Raw genomic sequence first — 22,073 nt, forward strand, 5'->3', positions numbered from 1 at the left:
GTTAATCACTCTGCGGGTAAAGAAATATATTTAGACTCTGCATAAATAACTCTCTATAAACTTGTCTATGGCATTGATTATTTAACTAACCCAACACCACAAAGTACCTGCCGCTGTGAAATCATCTCAACGTGGTTTCACATTCTTTAATTCATATTGTTGAATCAGGCTATTTAAGCGCACAAAAGAAGCTGGTTGCGAAAAGCGCATACGTTCAAGCTTGCGTTGAGCTATCGCTTTGCTGCCTTGTTTTAACAGCGTCTCAACGTAATTCAGACGGATATGCTCGGCAACCCGGGGCTGCTCAATAATTGTCTCGTAGAGGGCTATAGCCTCGTCTGTTTCACCTTGTTTAGTTAAAATTTCGGCGTAGGTATCGACTACCCCGTCATTCGTTGGAACAAATTTGTACGCTTGCTCAATCAGCTCTCTCGCTTCATCAAGTTCGTCCTGGTTCATTTTAAGGTACGCGAGATTATTCAACGCTACGTAATTATAGGGATCTGCTGCTATGGCTTCTTCATAGCTGGCTACCGCATCTTCCGGTGCTAATACCATCTGAAATTCTGCCATCAACATTAACGAGCGAATGTCCTTTTCAGGCGATGTATTATGTTCCTGTAACAACGTTAGCGCCTCACTGCGCTGATCCTGTGCCGCATAAATTCGAGTGAGTAAAGCGAGATTGTCAAAGCTTCTATTCGCCTTATACGCTACGAGCGCATCATCAAGGGCTTCTGCAGGGCGTCTTTCCAGCAAGCTGATATGGGCTTTTACGCCTCTTACCTCTGGTTCATTTTGTAGTCGTTTATCAATTTTCTGCCAGGCCGCTTTTGCTTCCTCAAGATTACCCAGCTTAGCATTAAACAATGCCTGGAGGATGCGGATTTCCTGATTATCTTCCAACTGTAAAAAGCGATTTGCTTCGGCCAGCGCCGCCGGAAAATTGCCACGAATATTATTGACGGCAATGACCCCTATGGCCGCGTTTTCCTGATTTGGAAAAAAGCCGGACCATTGCCTGAAGTGCTCTTCTGCTGGGGAGACCTGATTGGTTTGAACCAATACGTTACCTTTAAGCTGCCATAATGTTTGTGGGCTGTTCGCGGTCAGGGAAATGGCTTCTATAAGTTTAAGCGCCTGCTCCTTCAGGTCGAACTCAAGAGCCTTTTGGGCTGCCAACATTCTTAGCGGCGGATTAGTCAGGTCCGACTCAAGAGAATCAATAAGCGTAAATAAGTCCTGTTCAGCTTGCTCTTTATCCTGCGTGAGTAAAAATTGCCACGCTTTAAAAGCACTCGGGCTGTCTGCCACGATTTTTCTGGCCAGCGTTAATGCGCTTTCCCGTTGCCCTTGTTGTTCAAGCAAGCGCATTTTTAAAACCTGTGCAGGTACTGCATTCGGTTGTTCGCTTAGCGCCTTGTCAACGGACACTTCTGCCCCCACTAAATCACCTTTCGCCAGTGCAGCTTCAGCATCGATAATGAAACTGCTGAACGCTGTATCTTCATTGCTATTTAACTCTCTGGCGATGGCTTGTGCTTCGTCATACTTGCCATGTTTGATCAGCGCCATGGCAATCATCTGTTTGGCCTGTACCGGGACTTCCTGATCTTCGACGATCTCATCGATACCTATCAAACCATCGATATCGTCTACAGATAACCGTAACAAATTAAGCTGAACAATTTGCTCAGCGCTCTGCGACAAATTTTCCATTTGCTCAATCATTTCGCTGGCTGCCGCCTCATCATCCGCTTTCAACATTTCCAGTGCCGCTTTGGATAACAAGGGAACATCCGTTGATTGAAAATTATCGAGACGCTCAATCACGGATTTTACCTGAGCACTGGTACTTGAGTTTACCTGACTGGCTGCCAGCAGCCGTAACACGCTGTGGTCGTCGGGAAGCAAACTGGCAACCGTCAACAAATGCTCAACGGCTTTATCGTAATTTTCTGTTTTATAAGCAGCAAAACCAGCAACCACTCTTAATGTCGGATCCAGTCGTCCGGTATTAATGGCTGTTTCAGCATATTTAAGCGCAGCCTCGTGATCGTTATCTACTGCCCGGGCAATGCTTTTGAGCTGATTTAAATAGGGGCTTTTATTATTAACCCTTAACAACTCATCGATATAAGGTTCAGCCTGCCCGGCATCCCGCTGTTGTATCAGTAAACTGGCCAGAATAAATTTCACCCGTAAATCAGTAGGCTCTACACGCAGGTAATCCTTAAACGACTCTACGGCTTTGGCACCTTGTTCGGTGGAGAGATAAAGCTTGCCAAGAATTAACAGGACATCACTGTTTAGTGGCGAACGGGCTTTGGCTTCTTCCGCTTTACTTACCGCCTCAGCATATTTTTCGGCTGCCAGTAATGGAATAAGCTGAATGAGGTCGTGATAAACGCTGTTAACATTCAGCGCTGTTAAATTTTCTGACAGTAGCACGGCCTGCTTATTTTCTTCGAGTGTCAGCAGTGATAAAGCTTTGCGATAACCCACAGTCACTTTATCAACATTCGATAAACCACTGCTTTCCAGTGGCAATTCTGTCATCGCGACATCGGCACGGGTCTGCTGAAAAGCCTTTGATAATAGCGGCAAAACATCGGCGGGTTTGTAACCATAATCCAATGCCCGGGAGAGTTCTTTTTCAGCCGACTCGTAATCCTGCTCCAGCAAATAGAGTTTACCCAATTCAAACCGCGGCTGAGCAGACTGAGGATCTAATTGAATGGCATTTTTTAAAGCGATAATAGCAGCTTTATTGTCGCCTTGTTCTACATGTTGTTTTGCTTCATTGATGTGCTCATCAGAAGATTTCTGGCTACAGCCTGAAACCATTAGCAGCACCGCGGAAATCGCGACAATTCGAGTGACGGTAAACTTTTTCATATCGTTAGAATAGTGACTGAGTGTTTTTATTATATCCAGTTTTCAGCATACCACCTTAATGTCAGTTTTTTTAACAGAATTGTTCTAACAAATGAAACCTGTCGTTTTAAATTGAATTATAATTATTTAATTTCAAATACTTACAAAAAAATTAAGCAAAGGATCGGTAATTGCATAGTAAAAACTGGGAAATAACCATGTGGAAAAGCAAAATGAAAATAAAAAACAAAGTATTACAAACAGGGACACTACTTTGTGGTCTTCTGACGGCAGGTCTGGTTCAGGCATCACCCGTAACGTTAGAGGGCCATTCGGTTAGCCCTACCATCGCTGCGGGTGACTCTAACCTGTATGGCAATGGCGGCGCTCCTTTTACGGCGGCAGGTGAATTTACCGGCGTTGTGAGCATCGAAATCTTTCGCGACGGTGGCTACTATATTTGTACCGGTAGTGCCATTTCTCCCCGACACATTATTACTGCAGCGCACTGTATTGAGCGTGATAATGGTTCTATTATGGATTTGTCAGCAGGCACAGTGAGCGCAGTTTTTTCTGACGGTGGTAATTTTGTTGATTACATTCCTAGCTCCAGCGTAGTCGCTCACCCTGATTATCTGGGTTTTGGCGTCTGTTCAGCTACTGACGGCACTGGTTTTTCAGGCGGCTGTCTTAACGATGATATCGCTATTTTAACGCTGGAAGAGGATATTCCGGCTGGCGTTGAAATTTATGATTTCTACACTGGCGACATCGACAGTGGTGATCTTTTCACCATGGTTGGTTATGGCACTACTGGTAACGGCTTAGACGGCTACACTGCGTTTAGTTCAGATTGGACCAACAAACGTTTCGGCTTCAATATTCCAGAGTATTTTGATTGTGACGATGCCAATATGGCGGCAGAAGGTACAGGCGGTTGGTCTTCATCTTCTGTTTGTCCTGCTGCCTACGGAACAGAAGCTGAAGTGTGGTATGCCGACTTTGACGGTGTAGCCGACGGTACTAACTGGGATTACTTTTGTATCGTATTCGGTGTTTGCGGCGACGCTTTCGGCAGCGATACGACTAGCGGATTGTTTGAAGCAAACATTGGTGGTGGTGACTCAGGTGGCCCGTCATTTGTTTACGATTCCACTAACGATAAATTTCTGTTAGCGGCTAACAATACCTTTGGTATTAATAGTTCACCAGTCGCTAATGGCGGTTATGGTCATATCTTTGGCGGAAACCTGTACGCGCCATATCTGGATTGGATTAAGAGCATCACTAACGCAAATGCTCCGGCTACGCTGGCATTGTTGCTGAGTGGTCTGGGCATTATGGCTGTGCGCCGCAGAAAAGCAAAATAAGCATTTCTGAATTTGTTGATAAAGGGCGTTCAGTAGCTACTGAACGCCCTTTTTATTTACCCCAACTAATTCTCTTCCTATGCCACCCGCCTTATCACTCATCCAGGCCGTTACACCCGCTATTACCCGACAACAACATGTCATTGAGCATTCGCTTAAAGAACTTACAGCTAACAACCATATGGAACAAGCACAACGATTTGAAAGTTGCGCCGCGTCGACTGAACGGCGAATGCGTTACGCTAACGTGGATATGATGCATACAGGTTAACGAACAACGCTATGTTTCGGCTACCAACACTGGAGTGCGATCCAGTTGTTAACCTGCAGTCCACCAATAAAACGACCTAATTCAGACTGTAGTTGATACATTCGAAGTCAGTTTTGAACGGGTGTAGAGTTCCAGCGAAGACGCCATCCACCCTGCTTACAAGGCGAATATGCTAGCAGTTGCGATTTGTCTTGAATGGTAAGCAAACGGGCCTGTACGCCACTGCCTGCATATCGCAGACTACCTGAAACCTGACTGAGCTAAACCGTCGATACTCCTCTCAATAGCTTTTTCAATGGTGCGCTGTCGCAATCTGATTGGCCAGTCAGCCGTTATCGTCGAAGAAGGTTTACCCAGCAATGCTTTTAGTACTTCATCGCCTAACTTGGGCCGGTAATGGGCCGGTTCCCAGTACCAGGTCATTAATTGCTTGTCTTGCTTATAATTGAACGGTTCCAACGTTTGTACGCTGGGCAAACTAAAATCATAAATAGCGTATTCCGGGAATTTCTCACCTTCCCTGGCTAAATCTCGCTTCCATTGAAGGTAGCTTCCCCAATGACCACTTTTATAAATAACCTGCCAGTAAGACTGATGGTAAGGGTTGATAAAGAGGTGTAGTGCAACCTTCGGATGTGCTTTTCTCATTTCCTCCAGAAACCTCGTCAGTAAGGCAATAGAATAAACCTGCCCGTCGGCCTGGTAGGTCAGATGTTTACGACCAAAGCGCATAAATAATCCATCAAACTGATGCTGATAGAAGCGTCTTTTACCTTCGGCCTTGATCGCATCCAGATAATAACCGCCAGTATTACTACCCAGGCGGGTAATGTTGTTATAAGTACCTCCTTGCTGCGCAATAGTCCTCACCGAATCGAACAGCGTATCGAGTGAAAATACCGCCGGATAAATGCGCATGAACCTGTCGACGGTGCTCTCCGGGCGCTGAGTAATAGTATCGAGTAATTCCTCTTGCGGCCACGGTCCTGGGCTTCGCGAGTAATTATGCAAAAAATACCGGTAGTCCAGCGCAATAATGAGTGTTGTCAGATTGGGGTTTTGACGGGCCTGACTCAGAGCATGACGCAACGTTTCTGCCAGACCAGCACCTGGCAGTGACAAGTTATAAGCTTTTCGCCCATTAAGCACTTCCGATTCAGCAGCGATGCCAAGCTGAACCCTTGAATTACCGATTAACACAGTATCCGGTTGCAGAGCCAGAGCCCGGTAAGGAGTGACTTCCCTCACTCTTTCATCGGCCTGGGTTTTCTGCTGATTAAATCCTTTCAGCGCAGGGCTCCAATAGAAGCCGTAGGGATCCACCAGAAAATTAAATCCACCGGCCAGTGCGAAGACAAGAGCGATAAATAGTGTTAAACGCGTGAGATAATTCATAGGCTAAAACTGAAAATACAGGAATTCACTCACTTGTGACAAAGTGAGCACCCCGGCTACAAAAAATATCGCTGAAATAAGTGCCCAGCGCGTATTTGCTTTCCAACCAATACCGGTGACCAGGGCAAACCCGGGCCAGAAGGTATCGCGTCGGTCGTAAGATAACTTACTCAACGAGCCCGCCACCCGGCTGAAAATATCCTGTGTGTTGGGCATCATCAGCACCACCACCAATAAAAAGAGGTTCCACACCCACACTTCCACAAAAGCGCTGCTTCCGGCGGAAGACGCTGTAATCCCAAGCTGCGATAGAATCTCCGTTATCGTGTCGCCCAGCCGAGTCCAAATACCTTGAGGAATAGATACACCATAGCTTCCAAACATACCTTTTAACATTGTAATAGCGCCATCAAAGGTAACTGCCCGGAAAAAGACCCACCCAACAATTACGCCCACAAAGGTAACAGCCCAACCTATCATCCGAGCCCAACCATTCTGCAACGCATGAAGTGCAGGAAACAGGTAACGCCAGGCATGGAAAATTATCAGATAAGAACCATGCAGAGCTCCCCAGATTAAAAAGTTCCAGCCCGCGCCGTGCCAGATCCCACCAATGACCATGGTTAAAAACAAATTGCGGTACCGATTGAAGTTACCGGCCCGGTTCCCCCCCAAAGCAATATATAAATAGTCACGAAGAAAGCGTGATAACGTCATGTGCCAGCGACGCCAAAACTCAGAAATATTGACCGACTTATAAGGCGAGTAGAAGTTTAACGGTAAAATTATGCCAAACATTCTGGCCAACCCAATGGCCATATCGGAATAACCGGAAAAATCAAAATAGAGCTGGAAAGTATAGGCCAGAGCACCAGCCCATGCGGCAAAAAAGTCCAGCGTTACGCCATTATCCACATTAGCGAAAGCCACATTGGCATAGCCTGCTACACCATCGGCAAGTACCGCTTTTTTAAATAACCCCAGGGCAAAAATCGATAATCCCAGCCCCAGATTTCTTGCTGTAATAGAGGCATGGCCGTTGGTAAACTGAGGCAGCATTTCCTTGTGGTGGACTATGGGTCCCGCTATCAGCTGCGGAAAAAACGTCACAAATAACGCATAGTCCAGTGGGTGCTTTTCTACGGTTTCACCACGATAAGAGTCCACCAGATAGGCAATTTGCTGAAACGTAAAAAACGAAATGGCCAGAGGCAATACTACGCCTGGAAGCGGTAATGGCGTGTCCAGCAGTAAATTAACATTATCCAGAACAAAATCGGTATATTTAAAATAACCCAACGACAATAAGTTCAGGAAAACGCCGATATACAATGTTACCTTTTCCCGATTTTTGCTGAGGCGTTTACCTAACTGGTAATTGAGCACCATGGATACCAGAATGATCGCCAGATAGGCCGGATTCCACCAGCCATAGAAAAACAATGAGGCGAGCACCAGTAAACAAACAACGGCTTGAAATGAGGAGTACCGTCCAAACAACCACACCAGCAAAATGGTCAGCGGCAAAAACGCAAAAATAAATTCGTAGGAGTTAAACAGCATGCAATATCGCTTTTAGTTCTGTTTTTATAGGGTTACTGTTTTGTTATGACATTACCCCAACTCGTAAAGGAGTTGAAGCCTTAATTGCATCCTTTGTGTACAACTCCCCCTTCTAAGCCATTGGCTTATTTGAGCTAATTCTGAGTCGCGCTACACTGATGTCGTGAAAAAGGGACTTGCTGATGCACATTATTATTGTTGATGATCACGCGAATTAATCAGAGACAGCATTAAAAACCTGGGAGAGCTGGAGCGCAATCCCTATATCAAATATATCCTATCCGGTACGATGACTTATAACGACCGCGGCATTATTCTTAACATTCGCATGGTAGACATCATTTCAAAAGTGGTTGTTGCCTTCTCGAAAGGGTTCATTCCGCAGTTTGTGGTTGATTCTCTTTACCCGCGCAACTACGTCGACGGTATCGTACTCGATACCACCAGCTAATAGCCGCAGTCATCATTGTGACACACAAGCGCCGGCTACAGAGCCTGCTCAGGCTTTAGCAACCCTTTCCTTTCAGTTAATGGTTTACTCGCGCCACTAACGACATTATTTAACCACGTCCTTTTAACCAGCAGCTCATACAAAGCAAATGAAATAACCAGCGTCAATAAAGTGATACTGCCTAGCTTTATTAGCCAATGAAGCGGTAATTCAGCGAAGGCCACTTGCAACCAAACTACAATCGGTAAGTGAATCAGGTACAGCCAATAAGCCCGCGCCGAGACGTACCTGACTAAAGCGTTTGGCCGGCTAAACAAGCGCTTGCAACAAGCCATAAGCAGTGCAACAAGCAACCACATCATCCCTGCATAACAGATCACGAACCCGGCTTTAAACCATAGGTAATGCTCATGACCGGGTTGCATTTCAAAGCCTGACAGATAGATCGCTCCGGATATGCAGAATGTAAGCCACAGCACCTTGATCCTGGTAACCTGCATAAACGCATCCAGCAAATGCTGCTGTGCATACCCCCCCCATCCGATGAAGAAGAAACTCCCATAAATGAGTAAGAGAGGTATATCGGGCCATAATGACTTATCCGGCGTATCCAGTCCCCAGTGCTCCATCCACCATAGGCAGTAGGCTACAGGCAAAGAAAGTACGATAAGTCCAAAGCGGGTTCTGCATAACCAGTCCATGACAGCTTTGCTTCCAACCGCCAGCACATTGCACAGTAGCGGTAAGCGAGCAAGCAAAGTAGCTGCGACTATGGCCATGGCGGTAAACAGCATGAGATAGTATAAAAACCACAAGTGTGTACCAGTGAACATGCCCGCTGGCAGCTCCGCAAGGCTTTTGAGACCCTGCCACAATCCATCGGTTATATTGACATCTCCCCGCATACTCTGAGCGCCCATGACCCAGCCTGATATCAACAAGGGTTTAAGTACAAACCACCCAGCGAAAAATGGCCCCCCAAGTCGCACTGCCCGGGACCTGAAAAGCACTCTGACCCCATATTTTTGTAGTGACATATGAGCAAAGAAACCGGCGATCAAAAAGAACAGTGCCATTCGGAATGAATGACTTATCAGGCTGAAAATAGCTATTGCAGGGCTGGTATAAATATCCATAACCGCCCAGCCAATAAACACCGGCATAAATGACAACCCGGCATGAAACACAACGCCAAGTAGCAAGGCAAAAGCACGCAACGCATCTAGGTAATCCAGTCGTGAGGCTGTGGTTGTTATCATATTTTATTCGCCCAGGTGATCAGTAGAAACCGACTTCATCAATAACGAAATCATAAGCCGTTTTCTGCATGGCAAAAGCTACAATGCTCAGACTGTTAAGCGTGGTAGCGTCCAGGGTTGTCTGTTCTGACCAGGCGCGTTTCAAACTGGAAAAGGGGAGTTTAACTTCATGAAACCGACCGTCAGCTTTCACCTGAACCGGCGCTGCATGATAGTCAAAATTGGTCACATCGCTGCTGTTAGCCGAAACTGACATCATACCTTGATTAATTTTGACTTTGAGGCGAATACCGGTGAATCCAGATGCATCATGGGACTTTCCCTGCGCATCAAGCAACAGAATAGAACTGGCCCAGGCCGGCTGCCCCCGGGGCGGGACCAGATTGCCTGTGAGATACATTTTACCGTCCGCTACAGTCACTTCACTTTCACTTGCTCCACCAGCAACAGAGTCATTCATAAACTGGCGCTGAACACCAAGACTGTTTTGACTCTGATGGCTGAAATCATCAACCAGCTCTGGTAGTTCGTTGGCATTAGTGCAAACCGGAAGCAGTATCGCTGCTATAGCAAATAATCCGAAAAGGTGGCGCATTATGTGATTAAGCATATTCATAATAGGTGTTCTCCGTTTAAACCGTTAAAGTAGTTTTTCCCCGGCAACTAAAGCAGTGCAGCGGGATTTAACGGATAAGAGCCAGGCAGCTTGAGAAAGGTGACAAAAAAGATAAAAAATTATTTTTCAGATTTTCTGTCACCTTTTATTCCCAGGCAGGCACATACACCAAAAGTAGCCAAGAAAAGACATTATGAGTTTATTTAAAAAGCGCTTACGGATAGCCGAACAAGACGATGCCGGGCTGGTTATGCTGTCTCTGGGCGGCAATCGTGATGCCTATGGTGAAATTGTCAACCGTTACCAGACCCTGCTTTGTTCACTGGCTTATTCCTCTACTGGCGACCTGAAACACAGTGAAGACATTGCCCAGGAGACCTTTGTTGAAGGCTGGCGTAAGCTGGATACCCTGCACAACCCGGAAAAACTTAAAGCCTGGCTGTGCGGCATTCTACGTTTTAAGGTCAGTCGGCATTATCGCAAAGCAGCTAAAAAAACCCAGCACCAGGGTATTTCATTAACCGCAGAACAAGACATTGCTGACGAGGTTGCGCTGGAACAAACCGCAATAACTGAACAGCAGCAGGCTTTGTTATGGCAGGTGCTTGATCAAATGGAGCCGTTGTATCGTGAGCCAATGATACTGTTTTACCGGGAAGAGCAATCTGTGCAGCGGGTCGCCGAGGAACTGGAACTTAGTGAAGATGCAGTTAAGCAACGTATTTCAAGGGGCCGCAAGCTGCTAAAAGAAGCGATGTCAGTCTTTGTTGAAGATACGCTTAAACACAGTAAGCCTGGCGCCGCGTTTACGGTAGCTGTCATGACCATGATCAGCGGCATATCCCCGCCCGCCAAAGCTGCCGTAATAAGTAGCAGTGCATTAAAAACCGGTTCGGCGTTTAAACTGGCGTCACTCGCTGCAATGCTGGCTTCAGTATCGGGGCTCATTGGCTCATGGTTTAGCCTGCGAGCCAGCCTCGCGCAGTCCCGCACGAAACGGGAACGCCACCTGGTAAAAAAATCGGTCACCCTGTTTTTTGTGTTCGCTGCCCTCTATATTGCCGGCATGGTAGGGCTGAAGCAGCTCTGTTTTGTATTGCCAAAGCACTATGTTGCGCTGAGCCTGTTATCCCAGATTGTCGTAGCGGGCTTCGTTATCAGCTATGTGGTTCTGGTTAAAAAACTGTTTGGGGCAATGAAAGATCTCAGAGCCCTTGAGCGAATTGCGCACCCCGAGGCGTTCAAGGGTAGCGCCCACCAGCCCGGAGCAAAGCAGCGCGAATATATCAGTAAATTACGCTTGTTCGGCGTCCCCCTTTGCCATTTTCAGTTTGGTATGCCAGAACACACCGATACCTCTGCTTACGGATGGATTGCGGCAGGCACCCACGCCAGAGGTCTTTTGTTTGCCTGGGGCGGCGTAGCCATCGCGCCGGTCAGTGTGGGGATAATTTCTTTTGGTCTGGTTACCATTGGCGGTGTCGGTTTTGGGCTGATTAGCACCGGCACTGTCGCTTTCGGTCTGATAGCGTTTGGGGCTTCAGCAATTGGCTATCAGGCATTTGCCTCGCTATCGGCCGTTGGCTGGCATAGTGCCATCAGCGGCGGCTTTTCCATAGCCCGTGAGGCCGCATTGGGGCCCATCACCATTGCACAGCACGAGAACACCGGGCTCGCTGCAGAGCTTGCCGGACTCTCTGAGTTCCAATGGCATTCGACATGGGTACTATTGGTTATTGCAATCCTGGTGATCTTCCCGGCAGTCTGGCACGCCCGCACGGTGATTAAACGAATGAAAGCAGACTAAATGTGCGCCTCCATATAGTGGGCGTTTTTGTTCTCGTACATGTGCGCATCCGCGATATCCAGCAGTGCATTGATGGTTTGCGCACTGTCAGGATATACCGCCCAGCCGATGCTCGCACTCAGGGTCAGTGAATGCCCCTCAAATTCAAATTCTGGGCCGAGAGAATTTTCAAAGCGACGAGTAATGCTCTTCACTGCGTCTTCATGTTGAATGTTCGTCATCAACACCCCAAATTCATCGCCGCCAATCCGGGCTACCTTATCCGCAGGCCTGAATGCTTTGAGCAAGCGCCTGGCGAGCTCGCTAAGCATACTATCCCCCACCCGGTGACCAAGTTCATCATTAATAGTTTTCAGACCGTTCATATCAACTATCAGAATGCCGAACTTTTGCCCCGAACAGGATTCGGCAAGGGAATGCTCGCGATTCAGATGTTCCATAAACGCAGAACGGTTAAACAGGTTTGTCATTGAATCATGCGTAGCCTGATAGACCAGGTTGTCGGCGACAAACCGGTGGCAATAATAAAGTGTGGCGGCCAGTTGCTCTGACACCAGCTTTAAAGCAGCGGTATCCCGCGACGTAAAGTGATGCTTGGCATGAGAAAAGACTTTGAGCACTCCAACGGTATGATCATGGTGATGAAGGGGGATCAATAGCATCGAGGCGACACCGATTTCAGCACAGGCAGCCTGATTGGCCCAGCGATTTACGGTAACATCATTGCACTGTTGTACCTTACCGGTTTGCAGACAAAATCCGGACAGGCTGTTATCGATAGGAATACTGTGCCCTAAAAAAGGTTCGGCCACCCCGGACGTCGCACGGTAGACCATACTTTTACCTTCTTTAAATTCGATTGCCGCACCTTCGCATTGCACCAGCACTAAACAATGTTTAACGATAATTTGCATGGCAGAAGTCAGATCCATTCCCACTTTGGCAATGGAGGTTTGCATATCCACAATCGTGGTCAGTTTCTGACACCGGTCCTGCCAGCTGTCTGCAATAGATTCGATTTCGGCTAAGGTCATTTGTCCCCCTGCAAGTGATAATGAAAACCGCGAACATGCCCCTACTCCTTTAGAAAACACTACCACTTGTTCATACAACCACTACGCAGATATCAGCAATTTATCTGTCTGGTGAAAAAATTACCAGTTTGACGACTCACTAAAATTCTCATAATGTGCTGGATTTGTAACTTAAAAGTAACATTCCCCATGTCAAAGTCCACTTCACTGTTATTTACCATAGTACTATTTTCACTGAGTGTTAAAGGGTTTGCCCAATCTCCGGATACGCCCGTTAAGGCGCTGTTTGATGCTATGCGCGCCCATAATGGCGAGCAACTCAAAGCACAGTTCACTGCTGGCGCCTTATTACAACGAGCTGAAGAAAGCGGAGACATTAAACAGGATGATATTACGCGATTTGCTGAATTTGTGAGCCAGACTGATAAATACCTTGATGAAAAGCTGTTAGCGGTTACGGTGCAACAAAGTGATAATCTGGCCGCCGTGTGGACGCCCTATGCGTTTTATCTGGATGGTAAGCTAAGTCATTGCGGGGTAAATAGCTTCCAACTCGTCAAAACTGGCCCGCACTGGAAGATTCACTTTCTGATAGACAATATTTTCTCCGGTAATTGCCAGGACTTTATTCATCAATACAACTCCTGATGTCTAACTTTCGACACTCAGGTTAAACCTACTCTTTTGTACGATAAGTGGCGTTACGTTGCCATCGAACTGTCATACTTTGTCATTAAGGTCGAGGACTTTAAAAGATAAGTGATTTGAGTCTCGATGCAATCTGGCATAAATATCGACTGGCAATGTATAAGTACCGCTGAAGCTGAGCAGCTTCGGGCTGCGCTGAAAGCATTTATTCACGGACTGACCCACGATACCACTCAGGCTGATGATATTTATCAGGAGACTCTACTGCGCACCGGACGCAGCACCCGTTTTTCGGATCTGGAAAATCCTCTGGCATATATGATCACCGTGGCAAAGTCCGTGCTCTATGACTTTCAGCGTAAGCGCACTCCCAACGCCGTTGAAATTGAGCATATCGACCTGGAAGCGGCCAACGACGGTCCTGAACTTACCTACATCCAGCAGCAAAAGCTCAGTTGTATTGAAGCGATCCTTGACACTATGTCACCACTGCGTCGTGAGGTATTTATATTACGCAGGGTGGATGGGCTAACCCGGGATGAAATAGCCAGCCGCCTCGACCTCAGTGTGGAAGCAGTTAAAAAACATCTAACCCGGGCAATGGTGGAGTTCACCATAAAACTCGAGGCCGCAGGCTGGACAATCGAGAATTAGTGTCCCCGTTTGATGCAATTCAGAATCTACTTAATATGACCTTTTTAAGAGACAGTAATGACAGAGTCGCAACGATTAGAACAAGCCGCAGACTGGTTTGACCGCATTGACGAATTCAGCGAGCAGGATAAGCTGCTGTTTGCTGAATGGTTAACGTGTGCAGATAACCAGCAAGCATTTAATCGTATCGCAGCAGCTTTAGGTCAGCCCGAAGTTCAGGTGGCTACGCAGCGGATTAAAGATAATGTGGCACTTACATTAGTGCCTGGCGCCTCAACTTCCCGGTCCGGCAAAGAAGCAAAAGACAGACACACAACAAAGACTGCCTGGCGTAAAATTGGTCTTGCCAGCGCCGCGGCGGTGGCTTTGGTTGCCGCCTTATTTTCACTGGATACCTCCCTGCCAGACCCGACGTTCCAGCCACAATATCAAACGGCAAAATCGGCCGGTTATCAGTCTCAGCAACAACAGTTTATCACCGGGGTCGGTGAAAGTAACTCAGCCAGTCTGGCGGACGGATCTATCGTTTATTTAAATGGCGATACCGCACTGACTGTGAATCACAACGAAAGCTTTAGAGAGGTCAGTCTGCCCCATGGTCAGGCCTACTTCGATATAGCCCATGAGCCTCAACGACCTTTTATAGTGCAACTCGATACGGCTTCAGTGCAGGTAGTTGGCACTTCGTTTGATATTGACCGTTTAGCCGATAAAACCGAAATTCGGGTATACGAAGGGATAGTAAAGGTTAACGCTGATAAAACCCTGATGCTTCATAAGGGCGAGGGGGTTGTATTGCAAAACGGCCACTGGCAAGCCACATTTAAACTCACCGGTATGCAGTTGCCGGATTGGCGGACCGGTTGGCTGGAGGTCAGTCAACAACCGCTTGCTGACGTGGTTATCCGGCTCAACCGTTATACCGATAAACCGATTAGAATTAACGGCCAGACAGCGCTACCGGTATCAGGACGGTTCAACTTAAAAGCGCCCCAGCAAGCGCTGCAATTATTGAGTGCCATGGATGATTTAACCCTTAGGGAAATGCCCGATCACTACCAGCTATCCGTAACGCTGTAGCGCTTTAATTTGGCTAACCCATGATAGCGGTTACCTCACTCACAGCAATATCAGGCACTCTAAAACTGGCCGTTGTGCTGAGTTTACTGATCTGTCTTCCTGTTGCGGCAACACCCGCTGAGCTTGAACGGCCAGTTTATATTAAGGCACAGCCTTTACAACAAGCGCTACAATCGCTGGCAACTACCTTTAACCGGGCATTTATTATTAATGCGAAACGCATCGATCATTTGGCCGCCGCTAAACTTGAAGGCCGCTATACACTGGATAGCGCCCTGGCTGAGTTGTTAATGAATACGGGCCTTACCTATCAGATCAATGATGACGGTATCGTCATTAAGGCTGAACAATCTCTTCAACAACAAAAGGTTATGGAAATGGAAGAAGTCGCGGTTAACGGTATTCGCGCTTCACTAAACCGCTCGCGCCAACAAAAACGGCAATCCCCTGTGATAAGTGATGTGATTGCCGCCCGCGATATTGCGTCTTACCCGGATAGCAATCTGGCCGAGTCGCTGCAACGAATTCCAGGCATGTCGATTACCCGGGAGGCCGGCGAAGGTCGGCAAATCGTGTTACGGGGTCTTAACCCCGACTTTACTCTGGTGACACTTAACGGCATGCCGGTGCTCGCCAATAATGATTCGCCTATGGACAGTCGCTTGCAGAAGCATCGTGACCGCTCTTTCGACCTGAACCTGTTTGCCACCGAGTTGTTTAGCGAAATTCAGGTACTCAAAAGCTACACGGTTGACCAGCCAAGTGGTGGTCTGGCCGGTATAGCAGCCTTGCAAACAGCTCATCCATTCGACACGCCAGGCCTGCGTTGGTCTGTTACGCAACAAGTCGGCACTAACCAATATGCCGGTAGTTTAGCGCCACGTTTATCCGGCATGCTGTCCTCAACACGAGGTAACTGGGGAGCACTGCTGTCAGTGTCTTACGGCAGCCGCGAGTCGCAGGAAGTGGGTGCGAATACATTTCGCTGGCGTAAAACCTCACCTGAAGGATCCGACATATCGGCACTTCCCACCGATCTTCAACAAGCCTGGCAAGGGCAGCAATTATGGATCCCCCGAGGCAACCGTTATTCGGTATGGCATAGTGATATGCAACGTCTTGGCATTGGTGCATCGCTGGAATACCTGACCACCCACAGCCATATAACGTTTGACTGGCTGTATGGTGAATTTAGCGGCGAGCGACGGGAAAACCACCTGTACCCTCGCGGGTATAATTCAACACCAATTATTAAAGGTCAGACCCGTGTAACAGAAGCGCAGATTAGCCAGCAAAATGAGCTCATTTATGCCCGTTACCAAAACGCACGGGTTGGCACCGAAAGCCGTTATCAGAAAGTCGCCACTCAATATCAACAATGGGTGTTAAATACTGAGCACCACTTTACTGACTTACTATCGGGCACCGGCACCTTTGGTATAGAGCAAGCCAGTTACGAAATGCCACTGAGCATTAAGGCTTACATGCGGGGCAGCAGCGATATTTCGGTTGATTACCGCAGCGATTACCATTTTGCCGATATAGCCTATGCTGACGATTTAACTGCCCCCTCATTCTGGAAAATGAACGAACTCGATAGTGAAAAGTATCGCGCCAGAACGACCTTTACCAATACCCGGTACCAGCTAAACTATGCACACAATGCCGACACTGAATGGCTTATGGGTATTGACCTGACCCACTTTAAAAATACGTTAGACTATACCGACATACAGGATATTTTGCTGCCTGAATGGACAGCATCGTCCGTTTTAAATCAGGTGCCAGAAGGCGCTTCTTACGTCCTGAACGCTCATCCTAAGCTCAACTGGCTGGCACTTAATCCTCAATCGGCCTTCGCACAATTTGCTGTGCCACTATCCCCTGACGCCATAGCGTTTTCCGACTTTATCAGGCCAGACGGTCAGGTGTCACAACACAACTCGATAAGAGAAATGCGGGCCGCCGGGTATGTTCAGCATCAGTGGCAGCATAAGCAGTGGCAATTTATCAGTGGACTGCGAGTAGAACAGGATGTGACCCGTATTCATTTATCTGACACTTCCGCAGAAGACTATGAACTAAGCCATATGAACTGGTTGCCCTCCCTGGCTGTTAATTTCCGCCAACCGGAGCGGGTATACCGGCTGGCCGTTAGCAAAACCATCGGCAGGCCGCAACTAGAAACCCTAGCACAACCAGAAGGTTATGATGCAGACAGTAACACCTTGTGGCAATTTAACCCGGCGCTTAAACCCTATTCAGCGTATAATCTGGATTTGGCCTTTGAATATTACCCAAAGCAGACTAACCGTTTTTCATTAAACCTGTTTACTAAATGGCTGGACGATTACATTGTCAATCAGGCTGCTGTGTTACCTGCTGCGACTACGGCAGCTGCCGAGAGTGGGGTTCAGGTAATGGCTGTGAATGCCGAACAAGCCTGGCTTTATGGTATTGAAAGCAGCGCACAGTTTGAAACCTCACTAGCCGGGCTTTCCGGAGCGTTACAGGCTTATCACGTGGGCATAGTCACCAATGTCAGTTATTCCCGGGGCAAAGTGGATTATTATAATGATGTCACCGGCAGCCCTTTATCTACCAAGCAACTGCCTTTTTTATCCCCCTGGCTGGTCAACGTAACGGCTTATATAGAGGGCTATTCGCTTAGTTTCCGGCTATCGGCCACTTACCGCGATAGCTACATAGCCCGGGTTGATGGTAATACGGTGCAGGATGAAGATGAAACCGGATTTGAACAAAGCCTGTATCTGGATGCCGTGCTGGCATATCAATTCTCGGATACCTGGGAGGTGCGAATGGAGGCGACGAATTTAACCAATGAGCAGGAAATGCAGTATTCCGATTCCAGCCGTCGCCCTTACAATACGACGGTAAGCGGCCGCAATTATTACCTTGGCCTCACTTACCGTTATTAATACTCAGACCACTGCGTTAATCGTCGCGGGTCAGCACTTCGAGCAGTTCAATTTCGAAGGTTAAATCGCTGTTTGGCGGGATCATAGTGCCAACCTGGCGTTCACCATAAGCAAGCGCTGCTGGCACCCACAGTTTACGCTTGCCGCCAACATTCATGCCCTGCAATCCCAGAAACCAGCCCTGAATCACCTTGTTTTTAGAAAGTACCGTCTGAAAAGGGCGGCCTTTCGCATAGGATGAGTCAAACTCAGTACCATCGGCGAGCCAGCCGCGGTAGTGTGCTGTAATTAGCGCGCCTTTTTCGGCCGCTTTACCATCACCTTCAATGAGCTCTTCAATTTTCAGTTCGTCCGTCATAACTGCGCTTTTAGTGCTTATCGGCACGGCTTTGGAACTTGCGTTCTTCGGTATTGATTTTTATCCACTCACCGGTACTGATATATTCCGGCACCTGAACGACCAGGCCGGTAGATAAGGTTGCAGGTTTGGTGCGTGACGTGGCAGAAGCGCCCTTAATAGACGGATCTGTCTCAACCACTTCCAGTTCCACACTCATGGGTAAATCCAGTGCTACCGGCGTGTCGCTGACAATTACCACTAAAATACCGTCGGTGTCTTCGTTAATAAACAGCACTTCATCAGCAATGCTGTCTTTATTGAGGTGATAAGGCGTGTAATCTTCTTTGTCGAGAAACACATACTCGTCTCCGTCGATATAGGAAAACATCGAGGGGCGTCGGATCAAATCAGCCATTTCCAGCATGTCTGAGTCTTTAAAGGTTTCATCAAACTTTGCACCACTGACTACATCGTACATTCGCATACGATAAATACTGCCACCCGCCCGGCCTTGTGGTACAGAGCGTTCTATATCCCTGACAATACAGGTTTTACCGTTAAATACGATGGTGTTATTTTTTTTAATTTCGCTTGCCTTTGGCATGATAATTCCCATTTTTTACTGGCCACAAACCGCACGTTTTTGGCGGATTATAAAAGCGTATTTTCCGCGAATTTCATTACGGTGAAAAGTCTTAACCCGAATTCAGATAATAAGTGCACCACTCATGGTTAAAGGGTGACAGACGACCAACTGCCTGTTGGTGGTATTCTAAAGTCGCCAAACAATTAGAGTATTACCATGAGTTACAAGCAGTTGATCGAGGGACAACGATACCAGATCGAAGCCTACTTACGCGAGGGTTTCAGTTATCGGGAGATTGGAAAGCGTCTGAGTGTAAGTCACAGCACCATTAGTCGTGAAGTTAAGCGCAATCGAATTCGAGATAGCCATTACCTACCGGAAGTCGCTCAGGCCAAGGCATTAAAACGGCGTTGTCAGGCCGCAAAGTACAGGATATCTGAACTGACGATTACCTTTGTTGAGTTCGGGCTTAACGAAAAGTGGAGCCCTGAGCAGATTACTGGTGTAGGTAAAATCATCGGTCATCACGTCAGTCACGAATGGATTTATGGCTACGTCCAGCGTGATAAATTACGCGGCGGTAAATTGTATAAACAGCTACGTCAGAGCCACCGAAGATACCGTAATGGTAGCCGCGCGAAGCGTGTGATTATCCCGAATCGCGTTGGGATAGAGCAACGTCCAGCTATCGTGGACAAGAAAAAACGCTTCGGTGACTGGGAAGCTGACACAGTTCTGGGGAAGCAAGGTACTGGCGCAATTGTCAGCCTGGTAGAGCGTAAAAGTAAGCTGTATCTGATACGCAAAGTGCCAGCGAAAAGTGCAGCCGATGTGGCCCGTGCCATGGTTGGCATGTTGTGGAAATATCGCAGTCATGTCCGAACTATCACGGCGGACAACGGCAGCGAATTCTGTGACCACGAGCTGGTCGCAGAGAAGCTTAAAACGGATATTTACTTCGCGAACCCTTATTCATCCTGGGAACGCGGACTGAATGAAAACTTTAACGGTTTGCTTCGCCAATACATACGTAAAGGCACCGATTTGCGGACAGTAACGGACAAGCAAATTACTGAGATTGAACGGGCATTAAATGCCAGGCCGAGAAAGTGTCTCGGCTTCAGGCAACCTGTTGCGGTATTCAATGAATTACGCCAGGCTGCCTAATTTAGCGAGTGGTGCACTTCGGAGTTGAATTCGCGAATCCACGATTATTCTCATTCAGACTACAAATCAGTTCGACGCGCATAGCAAACGATGACAAGCGCATCGGCACGTCGTATATTAAACATAGCTTTTTTCAAGTTGTTTTTAATGAATGTTAAAGAGAATGAAAATCGGTACCAAAGCACTCAGAGACAAAGCCTTTTTGTTTTTCAACGATTCGAGGCTCACTTACGACTGGCTGCACTCACCTTGCCGCTCCTTTAATGACGCCTCCCCCTGTGAGCATTACCAATCTTCACGAGAGGGAGAGAAAGACGTGATGGAGTATCTGGATAACGTACTTGAGACCTGGCGCTAGCCTGCGTGTTATCAGGTCCTGTTCGCAGGTTAAAAAACCTGCGTTAGAATAACCAGAGTAAGCGAACTCAATAACGCGGCGGCGGGCAAGGTAATCACCCAGGCCAGGGCAATGGGTTTCATTAATCCCCAGTTGGTCTGATGATTTACCAAACCTATTCCCAGTACAGCGCCGATTAAAATATGTGTACTGGACACTGGAATACCCAGCGTTGAGGCAAGCATGACCACTCCTGCTGCAGCGAGTTCAGCAGAAAAACCTGAGGCTGGATGCATAGCGGTAAGGTTATGCCCTACAGTCTGGATCACTTCTTTACCAATAAACCAAAGCCCTGCTATCAATGCTACACCAAAGGTAAACATGGTCACTGTAGGTACGCTGGCCTGGGCGCCTATTTCGCCGGTTCTGAGTACATCAAGAATGGCGGCAAAGGGGCCGATTGCATTGGCAATATCGTTGGAGCCATGGCTAAAGGCAAATCCGGCCGCAGTGAATACCTGCATCCAGCTGAATAGCAGGAACGTGGCATTATCCAATGAGTTAGTTTTCAGGGTTTTAGCAAAAATAAAGGTGGCCATCCATACCCCGGCTGCCACCATCGCCATGATCAGGTAGTTATGCAGGGTATTAAGCCCAAGGTCCATATTTTTCAGACCTTTGAACAGCAACATCGACGAAATCACCGCAGCCCCCAGGGCGGCAATCACCGGTACCCAGTTTTCCAGTGCCCGGTGTGCATCAACCGCCTGGCGTCTGGCGTTAATTTCGTACAGTTGCTTGTAGTAATCAGACTCCAGATCGGTGGGAGCAAAGTCACTTTCCCGCATGGCCTGTGAATCACGTACCATGGTATTAGTATAGGCGATTTGTTGCAGTTCACTGAGTCGCTCAAAGGCGCTTTTGTGCTCTTCGTTAAGCTGGATCCGCTGCCGGCGAATATTATGCAACTCTTCATTGGCCTGCTCGTTATATTGCAGAATGTGTTTTTTAATCTGAAAATACAGTACATAAGACGCCAGCCCCCCCAACAACGGCGACAACACCCACGACAAAGCAATAGTGCCAATTTCGTCCCATTGGACCAGTGACAAAGCTTGCTCACTTTCGGTAATCATCAGCCCCAGGGTGACAGAGCTGCCAACGATACCGCCGATAATCGAATGAGTGGTCGACACCGGCCAGCCTTTTTTAGTGGCAAACAGTAGCCAGATTGCTGCCGATAGCAGGGCCGACATCATAATGTACACAAACTGTATTGGCTGAATGCTTACCGTCGACAAATCAACAATACCTTTACGGATAGTATCGGTTACTTCGCCACCCGCTATTAACGCGCCGCTCACCTCAAAAACGGCCGCTACCGCCAGTGCTTGCTTTATGGTTAAAGTGCCGGCGCCCACACTGGTACCAAAGGAATTAGCGACATCATTGCCACCGATGTTAAAGGCCATAAAAACCCCAAACACGGTAGCCAGAATAAACAGCGTTATGTGATTGTGATTGGTGTACCCTAGGCCCCAAAATATGAAGTAGCAGGTAGACAAAACCAGTAATAGGGCAAATGCGATGTTTATTTTTGCAGAATTAGCCAATTTTTTGCCTTGTAACAGAGTTTTAAACAAAGGTATCTACATAAAACTACTAGACTTTTGTGACAA

The 22,073-nt window shown here is 47.5% G+C and carries 18 protein-coding genes; 9 read left to right on the forward strand and 9 right to left on the reverse strand.

Annotation, left to right across the window (positions count from 1 at the left end; all coding sequences use genetic code 11):
• Positions 1-126: 126 nt before the first annotated feature.
• Positions 127-2,898, reverse strand: a complete 2,772-nt coding sequence (gene prsT / locus AC2T0J_RS02205) for an XrtA/PEP-CTERM system TPR-repeat protein PrsT (protein WP_489808568.1) — start codon at positions 2,896-2,898, stop codon at positions 127-129.
• 212 nt (positions 2,899-3,110) lie between these two features.
• On the opposite strand from prsT, the gene AC2T0J_RS02210 reads away from it, so the two are divergent.
• Entirely contained in the window at positions 3,111-4,247 is a 1,137-nt protein-coding gene (locus AC2T0J_RS02210) for a trypsin-like serine protease (RefSeq protein ID WP_489808569.1), read from the forward strand.
• A gap of 511 nt (positions 4,248-4,758) precedes the next feature.
• Here AC2T0J_RS02210 and AC2T0J_RS02215 read toward each other — a convergent pair.
• Together AC2T0J_RS02215 and AC2T0J_RS02220 are read right to left on the reverse strand one after the other, a co-directional pair.
• Positions 4,759-5,913 carry a hypothetical protein gene (locus AC2T0J_RS02215; RefSeq protein WP_489808570.1) on the reverse strand — a complete coding sequence of 385 codons (1,155 nt, stop codon included), beginning with the start codon at positions 5,911-5,913 and terminating at the stop codon, positions 4,759-4,761.
• 3 nt (positions 5,914-5,916) lie between these two features.
• Positions 5,917-7,476: an MBOAT family O-acyltransferase gene (locus AC2T0J_RS02220; RefSeq protein ID WP_489808571.1), complete on the reverse strand. Its 1,560-nt coding sequence runs from the start codon at positions 7,474-7,476 to the stop codon at positions 5,917-5,919.
• Between the two features lie 289 nt (positions 7,477-7,765).
• On the opposite strand from AC2T0J_RS02220, the gene AC2T0J_RS02225 reads away from it, so the two are divergent.
• Positions 7,766-7,927, forward strand: coding sequence for a hypothetical protein (locus AC2T0J_RS02225; protein ID WP_489808572.1), 162 nt, complete (start codon positions 7,766-7,768; stop codon positions 7,925-7,927).
• 35 nt (positions 7,928-7,962) lie between these two features.
• On the opposite strand, the gene AC2T0J_RS02230 is transcribed toward AC2T0J_RS02225, so the two are convergent.
• Together AC2T0J_RS02230 and AC2T0J_RS02235 are read right to left on the reverse strand one after the other, a co-directional pair.
• Positions 7,963-9,186 carry an acyltransferase family protein gene (locus AC2T0J_RS02230; protein WP_489808573.1) on the reverse strand — a complete coding sequence of 408 codons (1,224 nt, stop codon included), beginning with the start codon at positions 9,184-9,186 and terminating at the stop codon, positions 7,963-7,965.
• Positions 9,187-9,205: 19 nt separating this feature from the next.
• Positions 9,206-9,802, reverse strand: coding sequence for a CIA30 family protein (locus tag AC2T0J_RS02235; protein ID WP_489808574.1), 597 nt, complete (start codon positions 9,800-9,802; stop codon positions 9,206-9,208).
• Positions 9,803-9,995: 193 nt separating this feature from the next.
• Here AC2T0J_RS02235 and AC2T0J_RS02240 point away from each other — a divergent pair, with 193 nt between their 5' ends.
• Positions 9,996-11,609, forward strand: a complete 1,614-nt coding sequence (locus tag AC2T0J_RS02240) for an RNA polymerase sigma factor (protein ID WP_489808575.1) — start codon at positions 9,996-9,998, stop codon at positions 11,607-11,609.
• Here AC2T0J_RS02240 and AC2T0J_RS02245 read toward each other — a convergent pair.
• Positions 11,606-12,643 carry a sensor domain-containing diguanylate cyclase gene (locus AC2T0J_RS02245; protein ID WP_489808576.1) on the reverse strand — a complete coding sequence of 346 codons (1,038 nt, stop codon included), beginning with the start codon at positions 12,641-12,643 and terminating at the stop codon, positions 11,606-11,608. The two genes, AC2T0J_RS02240 and AC2T0J_RS02245, sit on opposite strands and share 4 nt — an antisense overlap.
• 189 nt (positions 12,644-12,832) lie before the next feature.
• Between AC2T0J_RS02245 and AC2T0J_RS02250 the strand changes: the two genes are divergently transcribed.
• From AC2T0J_RS02250 to AC2T0J_RS02265, 4 genes are all read left to right on the forward strand, one after another.
• On the forward strand, positions 12,833-13,291 hold the full coding sequence (locus AC2T0J_RS02250; RefSeq protein ID WP_489808577.1) for a hypothetical protein: 459 nt from the start codon (positions 12,833-12,835) through the stop codon (positions 13,289-13,291).
• Positions 13,292-13,417: 126 nt separating this feature from the next.
• Entirely contained in the window at positions 13,418-13,945 is a 528-nt protein-coding gene (locus AC2T0J_RS02255) for an RNA polymerase sigma factor (protein ID WP_489808578.1), read from the forward strand.
• A 57-nt stretch (positions 13,946-14,002) separates the two neighbouring features.
• A complete protein-coding gene (locus AC2T0J_RS02260) occupies positions 14,003-15,025 on the forward strand; it encodes a FecR family protein (protein WP_489808579.1) in 1,023 nt (340 codons plus the stop codon).
• Positions 15,026-15,045: 20 nt separating this feature from the next.
• A complete protein-coding gene (locus tag AC2T0J_RS02265) occupies positions 15,046-17,964 on the forward strand; it encodes a TonB-dependent receptor (RefSeq protein WP_489808580.1) in 2,919 nt (972 codons plus the stop codon).
• Positions 17,965-17,980: 16 nt separating this feature from the next.
• On the opposite strand, the gene AC2T0J_RS02270 is transcribed toward AC2T0J_RS02265, so the two are convergent.
• Positions 17,981-18,322, reverse strand: a complete 342-nt coding sequence (locus AC2T0J_RS02270) for an FKBP-type peptidyl-prolyl cis-trans isomerase (protein ID WP_489808581.1) — start codon at positions 18,320-18,322, stop codon at positions 17,981-17,983.
• A gap of 10 nt (positions 18,323-18,332) precedes the next feature.
• Positions 18,333-18,908 carry an elongation factor P-like protein EfpL gene (gene efpL, locus AC2T0J_RS02275; protein ID WP_489808582.1) on the reverse strand — a complete coding sequence of 192 codons (576 nt, stop codon included), beginning with the start codon at positions 18,906-18,908 and terminating at the stop codon, positions 18,333-18,335.
• 198 nt (positions 18,909-19,106) lie between these two features.
• Between efpL and AC2T0J_RS02280 the strand changes: the two genes are divergently transcribed.
• The gene (locus AC2T0J_RS02280) at positions 19,107-20,057 is read left to right on the forward strand and encodes an IS30 family transposase (protein WP_489806326.1); all 951 of its coding nucleotides are present in this window, start codon (positions 19,107-19,109) and stop codon (positions 20,055-20,057) included.
• A gap of 163 nt (positions 20,058-20,220) precedes the next feature.
• Complete coding sequence (locus AC2T0J_RS02285) at positions 20,221-20,415, forward strand: hypothetical protein (protein ID WP_489808583.1); 195 nt, start codon at positions 20,221-20,223, stop codon at positions 20,413-20,415.
• Positions 20,416-20,444: 29 nt separating this feature from the next.
• Here AC2T0J_RS02285 and AC2T0J_RS02290 read toward each other — a convergent pair whose 3' ends face one another.
• Positions 20,445-21,866: an inorganic phosphate transporter gene (locus tag AC2T0J_RS02290; RefSeq protein ID WP_489808584.1), complete on the reverse strand. Its 1,422-nt coding sequence runs from the start codon at positions 21,864-21,866 to the stop codon at positions 20,445-20,447.
• Positions 21,867-22,073: the final 207 nt, after the last annotated feature.

It is taken from the genome of Alteromonas sp. ISO5 (assembly GCF_058105165.1).

What these genes read in the sequence shown, in the direction of transcription:
- AC2T0J_RS02210 (WP_489808569.1), top strand. Translation starts at nt 3,111, where the DNA reads ATGAAAATAAAAAACAAAGTATTACAAACAGGGACACTACTTTGTGGT.
- AC2T0J_RS02285 (WP_489808583.1), top strand. Translation starts at nt 20,221, where the DNA reads ATGAAAATCGGTACCAAAGCACTCAGAGACAAAGCCTTTTTGTTTTTC.
- AC2T0J_RS02250 (WP_489808577.1), top strand. Translation starts at nt 12,833, where the DNA reads ATGTCAAAGTCCACTTCACTGTTATTTACCATAGTACTATTTTCACTG.
- AC2T0J_RS02215 (WP_489808570.1), bottom strand. Translation starts at nt 5,913, where the DNA reads ATGAATTATCTCACGCGTTTAACACTATTTATCGCTCTTGTCTTCGCA.
- AC2T0J_RS02290 (WP_489808584.1), bottom strand. Translation starts at nt 21,866, where the DNA reads ATGGCCTTTAACATCGGTGGCAATGATGTCGCTAATTCCTTTGGTACC.
- AC2T0J_RS02255 (WP_489808578.1), top strand. Translation starts at nt 13,418, where the DNA reads ATGCAATCTGGCATAAATATCGACTGGCAATGTATAAGTACCGCTGAA.
- AC2T0J_RS02245 (WP_489808576.1), bottom strand. Translation starts at nt 12,643, where the DNA reads ATGACCTTAGCCGAAATCGAATCTATTGCAGACAGCTGGCAGGACCGG.
- AC2T0J_RS02265 (WP_489808580.1), top strand. Translation starts at nt 15,046, where the DNA reads ATGATAGCGGTTACCTCACTCACAGCAATATCAGGCACTCTAAAACTG.
- AC2T0J_RS02270 (WP_489808581.1), bottom strand. Translation starts at nt 18,322, where the DNA reads ATGACGGACGAACTGAAAATTGAAGAGCTCATTGAAGGTGATGGTAAA.
- AC2T0J_RS02260 (WP_489808579.1), top strand. Translation starts at nt 14,003, where the DNA reads ATGACAGAGTCGCAACGATTAGAACAAGCCGCAGACTGGTTTGACCGC.
- prsT (WP_489808568.1), bottom strand. Translation starts at nt 2,898, where the DNA reads ATGAAAAAGTTTACCGTCACTCGAATTGTCGCGATTTCCGCGGTGCTG.
- AC2T0J_RS02240 (WP_489808575.1), top strand. Translation starts at nt 9,996, where the DNA reads ATGAGTTTATTTAAAAAGCGCTTACGGATAGCCGAACAAGACGATGCC.
- AC2T0J_RS02235 (WP_489808574.1), bottom strand. Translation starts at nt 9,802, where the DNA reads ATGAATATGCTTAATCACATAATGCGCCACCTTTTCGGATTATTTGCT.
- AC2T0J_RS02220 (WP_489808571.1), bottom strand. Translation starts at nt 7,476, where the DNA reads ATGCTGTTTAACTCCTACGAATTTATTTTTGCGTTTTTGCCGCTGACC.
- AC2T0J_RS02280 (WP_489806326.1), top strand. Translation starts at nt 19,107, where the DNA reads ATGAGTTACAAGCAGTTGATCGAGGGACAACGATACCAGATCGAAGCC.
- AC2T0J_RS02225 (WP_489808572.1), top strand. Translation starts at nt 7,766, where the DNA reads ATGACTTATAACGACCGCGGCATTATTCTTAACATTCGCATGGTAGAC.
- efpL (WP_489808582.1), bottom strand. Translation starts at nt 18,908, where the DNA reads ATGCCAAAGGCAAGCGAAATTAAAAAAAATAACACCATCGTATTTAAC.
- AC2T0J_RS02230 (WP_489808573.1), bottom strand. Translation starts at nt 9,186, where the DNA reads ATGATAACAACCACAGCCTCACGACTGGATTACCTAGATGCGTTGCGT.